Genomic DNA, 17,044 nt, shown 5'->3' on the forward strand with positions numbered 1-17,044 from the left:
GCTCGTCCATGCCTTGACCAAGCGAGTGGATAGTGCCCCTGATCTGCAACGATGTGGTGTATTCAGAGTCTTGTCAGCTGCAAGGGGAGAGGCACTCGTCAGGTGAGTGAGCGTATCGGTGGTACCCGAGTGTCCGTGCCGAGGCTGGACGCAGCGAAGCGGGCTTACGGGGCGGGGCGGGAGTCGTTCTTCTCGGCGGTCCTGAGGTGGGTGTCGAACCAGTCGATCGCGACCGTGCAAGAGAGTTCGAACTGCTGGGTGTAGGAAAAGAAGTGGTCGCCGTCCGTGAGGACGAGCTTCTTCGGTTCGCGGGCGCGGTTGAAGCCGTCGAGGGCAATGTCGGCGGGGGCGACGTCGTCGCCCTTGGCCACGAGCATCAGCAGGGGGGTGGGGGCGATGCGGGAGATCCACTGACCGGGTTCGTAGGCACGGGCGCGACGGCTGGACTGAAGGGTCACCTCGTTCGTCCACGTGTCGTCCGGTGCTCGGTGCAGGTAGAAGTCGGCCGCCCCCTTCTGTGGGTAGGCCGCCGGGGAGCCAGGGCTCGTGTCGGTGTCGACGAAGGGTACGTAGACGGGCGGCTTGCCGGCCAGCTGGTCGCGTTCGTCTTGGTGGAAGCGCTCTTCCAGGGCGCGTACCTCCTGGGGCGGGACGCGGCGCAGTCCGGTCTCGTAGCCGCTGACGGTGGGGGCCTGAGCGTAAACGGCTTTGATGCGGCGGTCGGTGGCGCCGAGGACCAGGGCGTGACCACCGGCGTAGCTGAATCCCCAGATGCCGATAAGCTGTTCGTCGATTTCCCCGCGTGTGCCGAGGTAGGTGATCGCCCATCGCCAGTCCGCGATCTGCTGGTAGGGGTCGATGTCCTGGCGAGGCGTGCCGCCGCTGTCGCCGAAGTTGCGATGGTCGTGGAGGAGAACCGCGTAGCCGGCCTCGCTGAAGCGGCGGGCTGTGTGCTCGATGCTGTGATGGCGGGTGCCGCCGAAACCGTGGGCCATGGTGATGGCGGGCAACGGCTTCTCGGTCTTCTCGGGAAGGAACAGCCAGGCGGCCAGTTCGATGCCGTCGGGCAGGGGAATGCGCACGTCGATGCGCTCAACCATGGCGGACACTCCTTCAATGGGTCTCTGTTCATGCGTCGTGATGTCACGGCCGCTCAGGTCTGAATGAACGTCGAGGTCGGCAATACCCGCGGCTTCGCCTCGGCATTGAGGGCATCCGCCCCGTGCGCCGCGAGAGTTTTCGGTCCTGGAACCGGCGAGAATCCGTCGATGTCTCTCTGTAGCGTGCCAGGAGCGTTCTTCAGCGGGCCGGGTGGTTCCCTGCCCACACCGTGGGGATTCGGCCTGACCACGGACTTGCCTGTTCGAGTTGTCCGGCGAGGCGGAAGAGGCGGCCTTCGAGGCCATATCCGGCGGCGAACTGCATACCGACCGGGAGCCCCGTCCCGGCGTCGGCCGTCACGGGTACGGACATGGCGGGCGTGCCTGCCACGTTGAACGGCATGGTGAACGGCGACAGGTGGTTGATGCGCTCGATCCAGCCGAGGCCGTCCAGTGTCTCCGCACCCTCCGTATGAGTGCCCAGAGACACGGGAGGATCCGGCAGGGTTGGCGTGAGGAGGATGTCGTACTCGTCGAAGTACTGCGCCAGGCTTCGGGCCACTCGGTTCCGCATCGCGAGAGCGGTGTGGAATTGCGCGCCGCCGACCCGCTGCCCGTAGTGGTAGCCGGCGAGGGTCGCCGGCTCAAGGGTCGAGGAGTCGACGGGACGGCCGAAGGCGGCGGCCAGCCCGTCGACCAGGGTGGTGAGGTTCACCGTCATGAGTCGGGCATTGGCCAGGACGAACTCCTCCCAGTCGGCGCCGAGGTCGACTTCAACCTCCTTCACCTGGTGGCTGAGGGATTCAAGCAACCGCACGGTGCGGGAGAGGGCGTCGGTCACCGGGGCGGAAGTGCGGCGTCCGCCCCACGCCTGGGCGAGGACACCGATTCGCAACGAGCCCGGATGACGGGTGACTTCTTCCGCGTACGGCCGTGACGGCTGCTGGGCGAAGTAGGGGTCGCCCGACTCCGGGCCGCGTATCTGGTCGAGCAGTACCGCACTGTCGCGTACGGTGCGGCTGACGCTGCCGTGCACGGCCAGGCCGTTGAAGACCTCGTCGACGTCGGGCCCCATGGACACCCGGCCACGGGTGGGCTTGATCCCGAAGAGGCCGTTGTACGCGGCGGGGATACGGAGCGATCCGGCGGCGTCGGTGCCATGGGCGACCGGAACCACCCCGGCGGCGACAGCGGCGGCCGCGCCTCCACTGGATCCGCCCGCGCTGCGCTCCAGGTCCCACGGGTTGCGGGTCGCGCCGTACAACGCTGATTCCGTGGAGATGCCATAGGCCATCTCCGGTGTCGCGGTGCGCCCGAACGTCACGAGGCCCGCGCGCCGGAAGCGCTGCATCAGCGAGGAGTCGGCGCCGGCGACGTTACCGGCCGCCAGGCGGCTTCCCAGCTCCATCCGCCTCCCGGCCATGGCCACCGCGATGTCCTTGATCAGAAAAGGGACGCCGGCCAGTGGCGTGCTACCGGGGACAGGTTCGTCGTCGGTCAGCCAGGTCTCCACGACGGCGTTGATCCGCGGATCAACTGCCTGTACAGCCTCGCGCGCGGCTGCCTCCAGTTCGGCGGGGAGCACCTCGCCCTTAGCCACCAGTTCCGCCAGCCCGACCGCGTCGAAGCTCACGTACTCAGAAACTTTCACTGCCACTCCCTGACAAGAATGATACCGTCGAGTTCCGAACGATACTCTACGGTATCGAAGGGGTCTGGCTGGTACCGTAGGGGGGTTGTGGACCGTACGATCGACCGGAGTGACGGAGTACTAATGGCATCGACCCTCAGCAGGCCGGGCAGAGTGGCGAAGCTGCCGCCTCGTGAGCGCATCCTCGACGCGGCCGAAGAGCTCTTCCAGAGGGAAGGGATCCGGCAGGTGGGGGTCCAGACGATCGCCGACAAGGCCGAGACCACCAAAATGGCGATCTACCGGCACTTCGAGACCAAAGACGCGCTGGTCGCGGAGTGGCTGCGGATCGTCGCCGCTGATTACCAGGCGGCCTTCGACCGCGTGGAAACCGAATACCCCGACCAACCCGAGGAGCAGATTCTGGGCCTGGCCCGCTTCATCGCCGAGGGGCTGCCGGCGATCTCATACAGGGGCTGCCCGTTCATCAACTCCCTCGCCGAGCTGCCCGACCGCCTTCATCCGGCACGGCAGGTGATCGAGGACCACAAGGCCCACCAGACCCGCAGGCTGATCGGCATGTGCACCAAGGCCCAGATGCCCGACCCCGGACAGGCCGCAGCCGAGATCACCTTCGTACTCGAAGGGGCGCAGGTCAGCACACAGAACGGAAGCATCGATCAGACGGGAGATCGCCTGATGAAGATCGTCGAGGGAATCGTGGACCGGCACCGCTCCCACCTCGGCGCACACAGGGCGGCTGACTGACCGCCCGCGCCGCCCGACCGGCCACCGCATAACGTGGGCATGCGAGTGGGGCCGGGCGCCCCCGCCCACCTGGAAAGCGTCTTTGACCGGAGCGGGAACAGGGGACCTGGACGATCCTCGTTCTCGCTGGTCGGCTTCGCCTATTACGGGCGCGCTCGTCTATACCTTGATCAAGTAAGTAGAGAGTGCTCCTGACCTGCAACGATGGGACTTGTCTAGGGTCCTGTCGGTTACACGGAAAGAAGCACTTCTCAGGTGAAGCAGCGTATCGGGTCGTACCCGCGTGTCCGGGTAGAGGGCGGCGGCCGTGCGGTGGTCTCGCAGGCTGGCGGCGTGCTGCTGGTCGAGACCGTCCGCAAGGCCGGCTTGGACACGGCGATATCAGCGGCGCTGGCGCCGTGGCGGAAGGCTCGGGCGGTGCACGATCCGGGCAAGATCCTGCTGGACGTGGCCCTGGCGGTCGCGCTGGGTGGGGACTGCCTCGCGGATGTCGCCATGCTGCGGGCCGAGCCGACCGTGTTCGGGTCGGTGGCCTTCGACCCGACGGTCTCCCGCCTCATCGACACCCTCGCCGCCTCCGGGGAGAAGGCCCTACGGGCCATCCGCTCCGCACGGGCTGAAGCCCGCCAGCATGTCTGGCGATTGGCCGACCGGGAAGCGCCCGATGCGGGCGGGATGGTGACCGTGGACCTCGACGGGGTGCTGGTGATCGCGCACTCGGACAAGGAGGACGCCGCACCCACATGGAAGCGGACCTACGGGCACCACCCGCTGATGGGGTTCGTCGACCACGGGCCGGGCGGCACCGGGGAGCCGGTGGCGGCCCTGCTCAGGCCGGGAAACGCGGGCTCGAACACCGCGCCGACCACATCACCGCCGCCCAACTGGCCTTGTCCCAACTGCCGAAGGAGTACCGGCGCGGGCGCCGGATCCTGATCCGCACGGATTCTGCGGGCGGCACACGACTTCGTGGCCTGGCTCGCCCGGCGGGGACGGTGGCTGTCCTATTCGGTGGGCATGGTGATCACCGATGCGATCCACAGCCACGTGCTGAAGGTACCCACCTCGGCCTGGTCACCAGCCGTCGAGGCGGACGGCGAGATCCTGACGGGGCCTGGGGCGCCGAACTCACCGGCGACGTCCTGGACGGCTGGCCTAAGGGCATGCGGCTGATCGTCCGCAAGGAACGGCCGCACCCCGGAGCCCAGTTGCGGCTGACGGACGCGGGCGGCATGCGGCTGACCTGTTTCGCCACCAACACTTCGGGCCGGCCGATCGCCGAGCTCCGGCACCGGCTGCGGGCCCGGGCCGAGGACCGGATCCGGGCCGCCCGGGCCACCGGTCTGCGTAACCTGCCCCTGCACCGCACTGCCCAGAACCGCAACTGGCTGGAGATCGTGCAGATCGCACTCGACCTGCTGGCCTGGATGCCCATGCTCGCGCTGACCGGCAAGGCCCGGCTCTGGGAGCCCCGCCGTCTGCGCCTCCGTCTGGCTCGGCACTGGCCCTGGAGCAGCCACATCACCGCCGCCCTCGACCGGCTCGCGCTCCTACCGAACCCTGGCTGACCAGCAATTTCCCCGTCCCTACGACAGCAGCCCGACACCGGATCAGTGGAACCCGGCGCAACCCCGAGACGATACTCGGGCTCTCGGCCTGCCCACCCTCAGCCCACGGCACGAAAACGGTCCACCGACTCGGTCGGCGGACCGTCATGAAACTTCGAGGCTAGAGCCAGTCCCGTCGCTTGAAAATCACGTACAGACTCGCGCAGACGACCCCCATCAAGCCGATCGCGAAGGGGTATCCGAAGCGCCAGCCGAGCTCCGGCATGTTGTCGAAGTTCATCCCGTAGATCGTCCCCACCAGCGTCGGCGCGAACAGAATCGCCGCCCACGACGAGATCTTCTTGACGTTGTCTACCTGTGGGTGCTGACCTGCGGTGATGCGACTTAACTCGCCTCTGGCCTGTGCGGATGACTCTTTCCGCGCCTTTCAGGGGCGTGCCGCATTACGCAGTCGATTCTCCCCACACGCTCCCCAACGCCGCTCGTACTCCCCAGATTCTCCCCAGAGAACGGGTCGGCGCAGAGGTAGGGAGCGTTGCTTCGGCGCGTGCGAGGCGGAGTGTCCTGATCGCAGCCCATTGCCGACATCGCCGTGGTCTCTGGGCGCTCCGTGGGTGTTGGGCCGCCTCGCTGTAGAGGAGTTGGACGCTAGTTTGGAGGCGTCGTATCGGGGATTCGGTCTGTATGAGGTGCGCCTGTGGTTCGACTGGTCCTGATTTGGGGTTCCGTTGTCAGTGGTGGCCCATATCATCCGCTCACCCGTATGGAGCAGGTTCGGAGCGGAGCGGTACGACATGGCACGACAACGCCCGTGGATCATCGAAGACAGCGCGATCGCCTCACCAGATCAAGACCGTTTTGATTATCGGTCAGTGAGCCGTGAGCTCTTCGGTATCGTCCGCGGCTCCAATCAACTGCTCGCGGTCGGACTCCCCGGGCCGTTCGGCAGCGGCAAGTCCTCCGTTGTCGGTCTCCTCGCAGATGAACTGAGAGGTGATAAGAACTGGGCGATCCTGCACTTGAGCGCTGAGCGACACAGCGGCTCAGCCCGTGCAAGAGGACTGTTGTACGGGCTGCTTGACGGAGCCTGGCGGCAAGATCTGGGTCTGCTGCAGGTTTGGGTGAGGTTGACCTGCTCCACCTCTCAGGTTCCAGTTCTGCTGGCTAACTGACGGCCTTCACGAAAGGTTGCCGGACATGCCCCGCGGCTGCTTGCTCAGGAGTTGTTCTGCTGCCTCGATCGCTCCTTCCTCCAGTGCCTCTACGGAGACACCCCAGCTCTCGTCCCAGTCATCCAGGTTGAGCGCGCACGGGACCGTGCAACGTTTGTTTGGCACTCCCGCCACCTCAGGCGCCCCCGCCTGCTCCACTTGCCTACGCCATCACACTGCCCCGGCCTCAGCCCGGGTTGGACGCTGGGGGGTGGTGGACATGGAAGGTAAGCCCGGTGATTCGGCCTGATTGGATGACGGGACCATGCTGAACGCCACCGTTGATGGAGTTGTGAACGATCTCCCGACGCGTCGCTGGGGCAGCGTCGAGCCGCTGCAACGAGGTGAGCAGGACGCGAAGGTCGTCGCCGGTGAGAGACCCGTCTTCGACGAGCTGTTGCAGGTGGACATGCCACTGAGCTCTGAGGTCGGAGGCGGCCTGCTCGTCCGCTGCAGTGTCGGCGGTGAGCAGCCGGGTCCTTGCATTGTCCAGGTCGGCGAGTGTGGTGGCATCCGAGCCGGTCCGAGCTAAGGACCGTCCGACAAGTTCACGGGCGTGCGTCCAGGAGTCGGTGACCATGAGGGAAACCAGGGTCGTTGCTCCTGACGCGGCGAGAGCGGCCAGTTCGCTGTCCATCGATTCCTCCTAGATGTGTCAGGAACCCGATGTCTCATCGGGCGTACCTGTGGTGGAACGCGGCCCCTCGCGGTTATCCGGTGTGAAGCTCGCCGGCGGGTCGAACCGGCGGCGCAGTCCCTCGGCCGTCTCGTGGCGGTCCTGCGTCTTGATGATGTCGGAGATCTGTTTGGCCAGCATCGCCCGTCGGACGTCTCCGTCCGTAAAGCCCATGGCGTCGAAGAAGCCCGAGAGATGATCCGCAGCCGTCCATTCCTGTGTGGCGGGAGCGCGGTGCGCCTCCAGGAGCTCGGGAGCGGCTCGTTCGCCGGGCTGCTGGGGCACGAGGTTCTGAAGTCGCTCGGGAATGTCGGTGTCATTGGCTGCGGACGTGAGCTGCGCGATGAGAGGGAGGTCTGCCACTGTCCGTTCCACGTGCTCGTCGTTCTTGGCGAGCCACCAGACCACCGCACTGCCTGTGTCCTTCAGCACGTCGTCTCCCAGGTACTGGCGCTTGCTCTGCTCGTATTTGCGCTGGTGCTCCCAGACCGCCTTGTCCTTGCGCACCTCTGCGAGTCTGTCCAAGCGCTCTTGGTCCTGCTCGAGCAAGGTGAGGCTGATGTTCTCCGCCATGGCCTGGAGGTGTCCCGTGGCGTCCGGATGCATATGGCCAAGGACACCGCTGAGCTCGTGTTGGACGAGTGAGGCTCGACCAGGCTCCCGTTTCTCGGTGATGGCGCGGGCACGGTTCAGGACTGCTTCGGCGGCGAGTCCGGCCGGGCTGAGGACGGGGCCGTTTCCGGACGGTTCGACGAGGTACCACCGCACGGTTGCCGAGAACACGAAGCTGTAGTCGTCCCAGTGGCTGGGCAGTGCCACCTGGCTGACGTAGCACTCTGTGCGTTCCACGGGGGAGGCAGTGAGCTGTTCCTCGAAACTGACCGGTATGGAACCGCGGCGCAGCGAAGCAATCCGGAAGGCCGTTGCGGGGATAACGAGGAGGAGCGCGGCCAGTGTCGGCCATGTCCATGTGGGCCACCGTTGTGTCAGGCCGACGATGGTCAGCAGTAAGCCGCACAAGACGGTGAGGAAGACGGTTGTCGTCTTTCTTGCGGTCGTCATGGTTGAGACTCCTTGGCTGATGCCGGCGGGGTGGCCTGGCCCAGGCCCTGGGCCACGCTGATCTTCCGGAGGAGCAGCTCAGTGGCTTTGGCGGAGCGTGCGGGACCTCCCGGAGCAGTGCGCTCGGCTTCGCGGGCACTCGCGTACAGCATGGCGAAAACCGCCCCCCGCCTGTTGTCGCACCGCTCGGCGGAGTGGACGAGGACGTCGAGCAGTAGTTCACCGCGGTGTCCCGTGTCGTCGGCCGCCCAGTGGAGCCAGCGTTCTGTGTGTGGATGCCACGCAGCCTGCGGCATTCTGGTCAGTACCGCATGCCAACAAGTGGTCAGGGAACGCTGTACACCGTTCTCCTCTACCAGCGAGCGTGTGGTGTTGGAGGCATCCGTCAATGGCACCGGATCGCAGACCCGCAGGAAGATTTCGAGGTCGGGCGGCGAGAGGTCGGATCGTGCGAGGCGGTCGAGTAGCCTTCGGCGCAGCCGACGACTCCGTGCCGCCAGATCGCACAACGCTTGCACGGCGCGGGTGGTGTCGCGCTCACGCCGGGCCAGGTAGTACAGCCGGAGCAGGGCCTGGTCGGGGTGGCTGGACGCGAGGACATCGGCGCAGAGTTGGACGAGGACCTGCGCGAACTCTCCTTTGATGTGCCGGTATGCGCACCACTGATAGATCCGTTCGCGGAACTCCCGCCCATGAGCGGGGTCGTTGAGAGCACAGGTGAGTATGTGGACGGCGGCTTCTAGCCGCGCCCTACTCGCGGCCTCGGAACTCCATCGTTCGGCGAGAGACGCCAGACCGTCCCCGCGCCTCGTTCGAAGATACTGATCAGCCATACGCGCCACGAGATCGTCACGAACGGCGGGGACGAGCTGCGGATCGTTCAGATCCACGACCCTCGCGGCCCAGGTGCCGAGGTGGAAGCGTAGGTCAGGCATGTGATCCCAGAAATGTGCGCGGACGGCGGAGTCGTAGTCCAACTCCGCAAACTGGATGTGCCCGTCCGGTCCAGTTGCGGCTTCGATCTCCGCGAGCCGCTCAGCGAGGTCTTTGTGCTGGATCAGAGGGAGCCCTTCGGACGGGGAGTCGAGAGTGCTCAGCAATAGCTGGGCCGCACGGTGAACGACGTCGGCGTGCGCCCCATGGAGCATGGAGACGGCGATCAACAGTGCCCGCTGAGGTGCCTCGCGTAATCCGGCGGTGAGTGTGGCGACTTCCTTCCGCCGGTCGTTCCGTGCTCTCTTGGCTGCGGCGCACCACTGTGCGAAACCTTCGTCCGGTCGAGCGGTCTCGCGGGCGCGGCGTATCAGGTCGGCGAAGTCCGCAATTTCCCGCATCGGCCTTTCGTCAGGCCGGAACTCGGTGACGGTCACGTCGGGCTGGATGTATTGCTCGTACGGTATGCCGTGCACGCGGAGGTGCCGCCGGAGAACGTTCAGGCCCGGCGGTCGCTCGATTTTGACCCGGTAGTACTGAAGGTCGGGATCGACGACGCCGCCGTGTGGCATGACGACCACCAGATGTGCGTGCCGTTCGTGGACGGCCTTGCGGAGGGCAAGGAGGCCGGCCCTTACCGCGGACCACTGGCGGCTGTCTGCGGCCGAGAGGTTCAGCAGCAGTTGGTCACCGGTTTCGACCAGAGCCGGGTCGTGGAGGGACAGTTCGTCTTCCTCGCCGGGAAGAAGTTCGTGGAAAACGCCGCTGTCCCGGTGGTACTCACGCAGGAGTACGCGGGCCGCGGAGGTGCGGCCGCTGCCTGGGGAGCCGTCGAGGATGACGGTGCCGGTGTCGGAGAGAGTGGAGCGGGCCTTGCCCATGTCGACGGGGGCGACCAACACGCGTCGCAGCCAACGTAGTTGGTCTTCAGCGACGCGCCGGAAGGCTGGCTTGTCCGAGTGCTGTAGTTGGGCGCCGACGTTGACGTAAATGTTGCCGGGGCCGGTGTGCGTGAACCCGTGCGGGTTCTCGACCCGTGTGCTGCTGTGCTGGTTCACCGGCTGTCGTCCGCGGGGCGATCGGGCTCGCCGAACCGATGCTGGATGGTGCCGTGGTTGTCGCCTTCGAAGTTCGTCACCCCGTTCCCCGAGATGTGCCGGTCGCCCGACACATAACGGGAGTTCTGGTAGATGTGGCCGTTTCCCGTATGGACGGGGCCGTGGGCGCCCTTCACGATGGTGCCGCCCACGTCTCCGGTGAAGTCACGGCTTTGCACGGCCGTTCCGCTCACGTCCCCGATTGAGTTGGTCACGGTGTCCGACGCGGGCGACGTCTTGTTGACCTGGAGCAGGTCGCGCAGCCCGGGGACCATCTCGAACACCAGGTCACCGATGCGCCTGACACCCGCCTCGGTGTCGTGGGTGTCGAACGGAATGGTTTGGAGGTCGGCGAGCCGTGCCAGTTGGATCGGCAGGTCGGCTTTGCTCAGCCGGTTCGTCTTCCGGCCGTCCAGGATGGGAACGACGGGAAGTTCGCAGGTGAACGCCTCCTCGATCTCCCTGCGCACCCAGTCCTCCGGATCGTGTAGCCGGGTTTGGAAGTTCGTCCAGTCGGGTCCGACGATGGCCAGGAGGAGAGAGCTGTGTCGCAGCGCCGCAAGCAGGGCGTCGGGGTAGGTCTCACCGGGGGTGATGGACTTCGAGGCGCGGAAGATGTGCTCCGGGCCGAAGCGACGCGACAGCTCCTGGTCGATCAGGGCGGCGGTCTTTTCCCCGTCGCCCGTGCGGTAGTTGATGAAGACCTCGCGCATGGTGACATCTCCTTCAGAAAGTGGACAAGCGCGATAACGTGCCGAGCCGCGGCCCCAGCCGACGTACCGATGGGTGATCCGAATGGCGAGCAAGGACCCGGGCGAGGCGTCGCAGATCGGTCGTGACGGTTGCGGACCGCACTACTGCCACGCCGTCGAGCAGTGGTGTCGTCAGCGCACATGCATGGTCGATCTCGCCGGCCGAGGCATAGGCGAGCGCACGGCGCGCGCCGTATCGCACCTGTGTACGCACCGCCTGTTGGCCGACCAGGGCAAGTTGCCGATCGAGTACCTCGCCTGCCTCCCGCGGCCGACCGAGATCGACCAGGCACCAGCCGGTGACCATGCTGACTGGGTCGGGAAGGTGCATGGTGCCGATCACCGGCTCTTCGGAGCCGTCGTCCTGGCGGGCGAAGAACGTACGAGCGCGGTCCAGGGCATGCAGACAGGCATGGAGATCGCCTGCGAGGGCGTGCCCTTGTGCTTCGCGCTGTGCGGCTAGTCCGCGGATCCGCGGTGGGAGCGTGCTGCTCTGCGCACGACGGGCGAGGGCGACGGTCTGCTCGGCGTCGTCCCGGTACAACGTGACCAAGGCTCTACGGACCAGCGCGTAGCCGGCCAGCGACTGATCACCGCTGGCGGCTGCCAGGTCGACCGCGCGCTGTGTCCACCACAGTGCCGCACGCTCGTCTCCGGTTTCCTGCACCAGCCAGCCGACATACTCGGCGTACCGGGAACCAAGAGCCAGTAGTTGTCGGCGGGTGCTGCTGTCGGTTTGAGCGGACGGTTCCCGCAGGGTGTGCGTCTGAGCAATGAGGACGGGCAGGAGTAGACCGGGTTCCACGGACTGGCCAAGTCTCCGGTAGTGCGTGAACAGCGAACGGGACGCTTCCAGCATGCCGACGCCCGAGGCCGGGGAGGCCGGGCCCCCTTCGTCCGACCGCCAGGTCATCAGCGATGCGGCGCCGGCGCTCATCACCGCCCGCCGGCCCATGGACTGGAACCGGTTCGGACCGCCCGGCGACAACTGCATGATCCAGTCCTCCTCGTTGACTTGGGTCGGCGCTGGTTCGGCAGAGGGATCAGCCGCGACCTGGGTGACCAGGGCATTCAGTGCTCCGTCGGCACCGAGGGTGGCGTCGCACAGCCGAACGAGATCACGGCTGGGGGCCTTGATGCCTCGCTCGACTTTGCTCAACTGCGCCTTGTGTAATGCACGGCGCCGGACAAGGCCGTCAGGCTCAGTCCGGCCTCCAGGCGGCGCTTCCTCAGTTCCTCGCCGAACTCGGTGGACGGCAGCGGCACGGAAACCTCCAATGACCATCCGCCCAGGCCGAGGTGCGCTGCACGCAAGAGTGCGGCAATCCCGCCCGGACGGACAAGGCGATCGATGCTGTTTCCCGTTTCCTTCTCCTGTGTCGGGGCGCAGCATTCGCGGGGGCAGGAAGTTGTGCCAGTCGGAGAGCCAGGCAAGTCCCTGCCCCGTCAGGTTGGGGCCGAGTCGCCGTGCAACCTCGCCGGCGGGCCGAACCCAACCGGTGGGGTGTCGGCTCGTACAGGGCCGGGTCGCCGGTCGAGTGCGGGCCGGAAAGCGGGCGTCGGTAGCGCTGGTCTGGCCTGTTTTGGTGACCGCGGACGGCTAGAGGCACCGTCCGCACCGATTTGGACCGTGCCGGGCAAGCGATGCTCGCCGGAAGTGTCACTAGTCGGTTACCTGGTCGATGGCGGGTGACGAGCGCGCACCCGTGCGCTGCGGATGACTTCCCGTCAGCGGCTATCCGACGGTCCGGCCCTGTGCATCACCCGCGTTACGGCCTCTCAGACGGAGTAGGAAAGGCGGGTTTAGATTCGTCATGGGCCGGAAAATCCCCGACGGCTGGATTGCGCCGGTGCGGGACTTCCCCTTCAAGCTCTCTTCAACCCTTGGGGACCGGGAATTCGAAGTGCGTGTGCTTGGTCGGTTCACCATCGGCGGTACCAAGGATGCCGCCGATGGAAGACCACGCGGCCGGGCACTTGTGTCATGCGTTCGATCCTCCCCACACACTCTCCAGATCAGTGCGGGGTGCCGAGATCCTGACGCCGCGCCGTAGTTGGCACTGCATTGCAGACGGGCCGGGTCCAGCAGAGGGCTTGCCGCCCTGGGGTGAGGCTCCGTCAGCGGCAGCCGATCTGCATCCGATGCGCGGCCAGTTGACGGGTGAGGTAGTGCAGGGGCGTGCCCGATGGAAGCTCCTGAAGCGCCGTGGATTTCGGCCGTGACACCGTCGAACAGGAGCTACCTCGTCAACGGTCACCAGCTCAACCGAGACCCGTTACCGGCAAGGTGGCAAGAGGTCAACGTGATACGCCACACCATTGACCTACATGATCAATTAACACATGATCCTCACAAGTTCTTGTAATGAAGAATTAAGGGGATGGGTGGGGCGTGTTTACACGAAGACGGCTGCACGGCTGGCGCCAGGCGGCGCTGAGTGGGGCGATAGCCGTCACGCTCCTGGGGAGCGCGGTTCCGGCCGTCGGGGTCGCGGCGACTCCGGCACTCGCCGATGACGGGGCGGCCTCGGTTGCGGCTGACAGTACTCCGGAATCGGAAGCGAGCGCTCTCGCCGCCGAGACCGGCGAGCGGGTGGCCGTGGATGCGGCCACCACCGAGTCGTCCGAGGTCTTCGCCAACCCGGACGGCACCTTCACACAGGAGATGAACGCGGCTCCGGTCCGCGCCCAGCAGGACGACGGTCGTTGGGCCGCCATCGACACCACCCTTGTGCGCGATGCCGACGGCTCGGTGCGGGCGAGGAACACGACGGCGGACGTCACCTTCTCGGGCGGCGGCAGCGGCAGCGGTTTGGTCACGCTGGCGGACGACGGACACGAGCTGAAGCTCGGCTGGCCCGACGCGCTCTCCGCACCCCGGCTCGACGGCGACACCGCCACCTACGCAGGAGTCCTCCCGGACGTCGACCTCAAACTGACCGCCCTCAGCACCGGCTACACCTCGGTGCTTGTGGTCAAGACCGCTGAGGCGGCAAAGAACCCGGCGCTCGCGACGATCAGAATGACCGTCTCCGGCGGTGGCCTGGAGATTTCCCCGACGGCCGATGGCGGTTTCGTCGCGCGCGACGGCGACGGCTCGCCGGTCTTCGAGAGCCCGGCGGGGCGCATGTGGGACTCGGCCGGTGACACCCAGGACACCGCCACGGGCGGCGTCACCACTCAACTCGCCCGCACCGCACCTTCGATGGAGGCGCAGGCGGAGACAGCCACCGACGCGGAGGCGGCTCCGCTGCCCGCGGCCAAGGGCGAGCTGACCCCTTCGGAGGGCCCCGGCAGCGGTGACGCTTCTGCCAGGCTCCCTCTCAAGATCGCAAACACATCCTTGGAGATCACGCCCGATCCGGCCCTGCTGCACGGCGAAGACACCGTCTTCCCGCTCTACATCGACCCGCCTACCAAGGGCATCGCGCTGGGTGACTGGACGGCCCTGGCATCCAACGGCGCCAAGTACTGGGAGTTCGACGGGGACAAGGGTGTGGGGCGCTGCTCCAACTACGCCGGCTACCTCTGCTCCAACAACCCGTACACCCAGCGCATGTACTTCGAGTACCCGCTCTCGTCGATCCACGGCAAGAAGGTCCTGGACGCGACGATGGAGGTGTACCAGGAGTGGACGTTCACCTGCGATCCGCACTGGTACGACCTGAGCCGCGTGGACAAGGGCATCTCCTCCAGCACGACATGGTCGTCCCGGCCCACCGCGGTGGACCTGATGGGCGACCGGAACGTGGCCTACGGGCGGGGTGGCCTGTGCACGCCGTCGCAGCCAGCGAACTGGGTGCGCTTCAGCGACAACGTGGATGAGACGAACGAGAACCTGACGACTACCCTCGCGTCGTATGCCGCGAACAAGACCCCGCAGATCACCTTCTCGCTGGCCGCGCACGACGAGTCCGACGGGGGCGCCTGGGCGCGGTTCCGCGACGACGCGAAACTGTCGGTGACTTACGTCTCCTACCCGGGCAAGCCGACATCGTACGGCGTCCGGCAGGGCACCACCGGGCGGGTCTGCAATGCATCCACGCTGCCCTTCGCCACCAGTGACACCACGCCGAAGATGCTGGCCACGGTGGAGTCGGCGGACGGGAGCCAGGCCCAGCTGCGCGCTCTGTTCGAGGTGTGGAAGGCCGACGGCTCCAGCCGTGTCTGGTATGCGACCTCGCCGGACGGTGCTTGGGTGGCCGACAACGCCTCCCGCGACGCGTCCTCCAGCGCGTTGCCGGTGCAGACGGATTACCGGATGCGGGTCAAGACGCAGGCGTACTACAAGACGGACCGGGGCGTCACAGGTGTGCTGGACTCGGCCTGGTCGTCCTGGTGCCACTTCCGGGTCGACACCGATTCGCCGAAGGAACCGGTGGTGACCAGCGCGGACGGCGTCTACAAGTCAGCCGAGACCGACGAGGCCGCGGGCGGTGTGGGCACGCCGGGCAAGTTCACCTTCACCCCTGGGGATGACGACTCCACCAAGGCCGGCATCCAGTCGGATGTTGTCAGCTACAAGTGGAAGCTGAACAGCGGCGCGCTCTCCGCTCCGATCACCGTCGCCAAGGGCGCGGCCACCACGCAGACGATCACCCCGAACCAGGCCGGTGAGAACACCATCCAGGTCTGGGGCTACGACGCGGCCAGCCACAGCTCGCACACCGGCTACTACAGTTTCCGAGTGAAGGGCGCCGAGAAGCCCTCGGGGATCTGGCATCTGGACACCGGCCTCACCGACTCCACCACCGCGACCCAGCACCCGCTGACCTCCTCGGGGGCTACCTGGGACCCGCTGGCCCGCAGCGGCTCCGCTGCGGCGAAGCTCAACGGCACAACCGCGTACCTCTCCACCTCCGGTGCGGTGCTGGACACCACCAAGTCCTTCACCGTCTCGGCCTGGGCGCGTCTGGAGAAGAAGGACGTCAACTACACCGTCCTGTCCCAGGCGGGCACTAATGCCTCCGGGTTCCAGCTGTACTACTCCACGGCATACAACGCCTGGATCTTCAACCGGCACCAGACGGACGTCGCCAGTCCGGCGATCACTCGCTCGATCGGAGGGAAACCGCCGGTCCTGAACGCCTGGACCCATCTCGCCGGTGTTTACGACGCGGCGGCGCAGACGATCCAGCTCTACGTCAACGGCGTCCCGCAGGGCGATCCGGTGCCGTTCTCCGTGACCCCGTGGAAGGCGTCCGGCGGACTGCAGATCGGCCGGCTGTCGGCCTCGGGGACCAGCACGGACAACTTCGCTGGAACCATCGACGAGGTCAAGGTCTGGTCCCGCGCACTCGCGGACACCGAGGTCACCGACGACGCCTGGCTGGAGGACGAGGACCTCAGCGACGTCACCGCGGGCGACCCGGTCCCGGCTCTCGTCGCCAAGTGGGACGCCACGGACATGGCCAACGCGACCGGCACCACGGTGAAAGACACCAGTGGCTTCGGCCGGAACCTCACTCTCAACGGGGCCGCGCTCACGCAGTTCACCACCGGTGACCCGGATCTCGGCGAAGAGGTCACCACCCGGCAGACGATGACTTTGAACGGCACCAGCGGGTACGCCACCGCGACCGGTCCGATAGTCGACGATTCCGGTTCGTTCACGGCGACGGCCTGGGTGACGCTGGACCCCGCCAAGCTCGCCGATACCAGCAAGTCGTACGCGGTACAGGTGTTCGGCCAGTCGGGGACGAGCCAGTCCTCCTGGGGCGTCTGGTACGAGCAGCCGGCAGGCAGCACCCAGGGACGGTGGAAGTTCGGCCGCCCGAACAAGGACGGCACCGGAGCAGTCTGGACCGAGAGCGAGTCCACCGCCTCCACAACAGCCCAATTGGGCGTCCCGGTCATGCTGACGGTCGTCTACGACGCTCAGGCCGAAGCCGTCCCCGAAGACACGTCCAAGCTCGGCGGGCTCAAGCTCTACGTCGACAGCGCTCTGATGGGTGACGAGGACGGCGTGCCGTACTCCGCCCCCTGGCAGGGCGGCGGAGTGCTCGAGATCGGCCGGGCGAAGGTCAACGGCGCTGCCGCGCGCTACTTCCCCGGACGGATCGACAGCGTTCGCGTTTGGGCCGGAGCGACCTCCACCGACACCATCGCCAACCGACGCAACACCGAGCAGCAGTAGGAGCGGGGCGCGACAGGACGGGCCAGGAGGTCCGTCCTGTCCCGCCCCGCCTCCTTGTGCTCGCAGCCCTCCGCGTGCCTGCGCGGAGCGTTGTCGAGATCCGGCGTTCCC

At 66.7% G+C, this 17,044-nt stretch carries 13 protein-coding genes and 1 pseudogene; 5 read left to right on the forward strand and 9 right to left on the reverse strand.

Translation table 11 applies throughout. The annotated features are described in order from the left end of the window. Nucleotides 1–164: 164 nt before the first annotated feature. Nucleotides 165–1,100, reverse strand: a complete 936-nt coding sequence (locus AB0N66_RS01685) for an alpha/beta hydrolase (protein WP_365426925.1) — start codon at nt 1,098–1,100, stop codon at nt 165–167. A gap of 199 nt (nt 1,101–1,299) precedes the next feature. Continuing rightward, nucleotides 1,300–2,751: an amidase gene (locus tag AB0N66_RS01690; RefSeq protein WP_365426928.1), complete on the reverse strand. Its 1,452-nt coding sequence runs from the start codon at nt 2,749–2,751 to the stop codon at nt 1,300–1,302. A 123-nt stretch (nt 2,752–2,874) separates the two neighbouring features. Between AB0N66_RS01690 and AB0N66_RS01695 the strand changes: the two genes are divergently transcribed. From AB0N66_RS01695 to AB0N66_RS01705, 3 genes are all read left to right on the forward strand, one after another. Beyond that, nucleotides 2,875–3,498 (forward strand): TetR/AcrR family transcriptional regulator, encoded by a 624-nt coding sequence (locus AB0N66_RS01695; RefSeq protein WP_365426931.1) that lies wholly within the window; start codon nt 2,875–2,877, stop codon nt 3,496–3,498. 255 nt (nt 3,499–3,753) lie between these two features. Beyond that, nucleotides 3,754–4,434: a transposase gene (locus AB0N66_RS01700; protein ID WP_365426934.1), complete on the forward strand. Its 681-nt coding sequence runs from the start codon at nt 3,754–3,756 to the stop codon at nt 4,432–4,434. Further along, nucleotides 4,389–5,066, forward strand: a complete 678-nt coding sequence (locus AB0N66_RS01705; protein WP_365426937.1) for a transposase — start codon at nt 4,389–4,391, stop codon at nt 5,064–5,066. The genes AB0N66_RS01700 and AB0N66_RS01705 overlap by 46 nt, the downstream gene beginning before the upstream one ends. A gap of 160 nt (nt 5,067–5,226) precedes the next feature. Here the strand turns inward: AB0N66_RS01705 and AB0N66_RS01710 are convergent. Then, nucleotides 5,227–5,412, reverse strand: a pseudogene (locus AB0N66_RS01710) (CorA family divalent cation transporter); the annotation flags it as partial. 448 nt (nt 5,413–5,860) lie between these two features. On the opposite strand from AB0N66_RS01710, the gene AB0N66_RS01715 reads away from it, so the two are divergent. Then, nucleotides 5,861–6,238, forward strand: coding sequence for a hypothetical protein (locus AB0N66_RS01715; RefSeq protein WP_365426940.1), 378 nt, complete (start codon nt 5,861–5,863; stop codon nt 6,236–6,238). 6 nt (nt 6,239–6,244) lie between these two features. Here the strand turns inward: AB0N66_RS01715 and AB0N66_RS01720 are convergent, their stop codons facing one another. From AB0N66_RS01720 to AB0N66_RS01745, 6 genes are all read right to left on the reverse strand, one after another. Continuing rightward, on the reverse strand, nt 6,245–6,403 hold the full coding sequence (locus tag AB0N66_RS01720) for a hypothetical protein (protein ID WP_365426943.1): 159 nt from the start codon (nt 6,401–6,403) through the stop codon (nt 6,245–6,247). Between the two features lie 61 nt (nt 6,404–6,464). Further along, complete coding sequence (locus tag AB0N66_RS01725; protein WP_365426947.1) at nt 6,465–6,914, reverse strand: hypothetical protein; 450 nt, start codon at nt 6,912–6,914, stop codon at nt 6,465–6,467. A gap of 18 nt (nt 6,915–6,932) precedes the next feature. Then, the gene (locus AB0N66_RS01730) at nt 6,933–8,015 is read right to left on the reverse strand and encodes a hypothetical protein (protein ID WP_365426950.1); all 1,083 of its coding nucleotides are present in this window, start codon (nt 8,013–8,015) and stop codon (nt 6,933–6,935) included. Next, entirely contained in the window at nt 8,012–10,006 is a 1,995-nt protein-coding gene (locus AB0N66_RS01735) for a hypothetical protein (RefSeq protein ID WP_365426953.1), read from the reverse strand. Before AB0N66_RS01735 ends, AB0N66_RS01730 begins: the two co-directional genes overlap by 4 nt. Then, nucleotides 10,003–10,758 (reverse strand): toll/interleukin-1 receptor domain-containing protein, encoded by a 756-nt coding sequence (locus AB0N66_RS01740; RefSeq protein WP_365426955.1) that lies wholly within the window; start codon nt 10,756–10,758, stop codon nt 10,003–10,005. Before AB0N66_RS01740 ends, AB0N66_RS01735 begins: the two co-directional genes overlap by 4 nt. A gap of 13 nt (nt 10,759–10,771) precedes the next feature. Continuing rightward, nucleotides 10,772–11,956 carry a transcriptional regulator gene (locus AB0N66_RS01745; protein WP_365426958.1) on the reverse strand — a complete coding sequence of 395 codons (1,185 nt, stop codon included), beginning with the start codon at nt 11,954–11,956 and terminating at the stop codon, nt 10,772–10,774. A gap of 1,434 nt (nt 11,957–13,390) precedes the next feature. Between AB0N66_RS01745 and AB0N66_RS01750 the strand changes: the two genes are divergently transcribed. Continuing rightward, the gene (locus AB0N66_RS01750) at nt 13,391–16,933 is read left to right on the forward strand and encodes a LamG-like jellyroll fold domain-containing protein (protein WP_365427302.1); all 3,543 of its coding nucleotides are present in this window, start codon (nt 13,391–13,393) and stop codon (nt 16,931–16,933) included. The last annotated feature ends 111 nt before the right edge of the window (nt 16,934–17,044 follow it).

Origin of the sequence: Streptomyces sp. NPDC093544, assembly GCF_040683495.1 — a bacterium.
GTDB lineage: Bacteria > Actinomycetota > Actinomycetes > Streptomycetales > Streptomycetaceae > Streptomyces.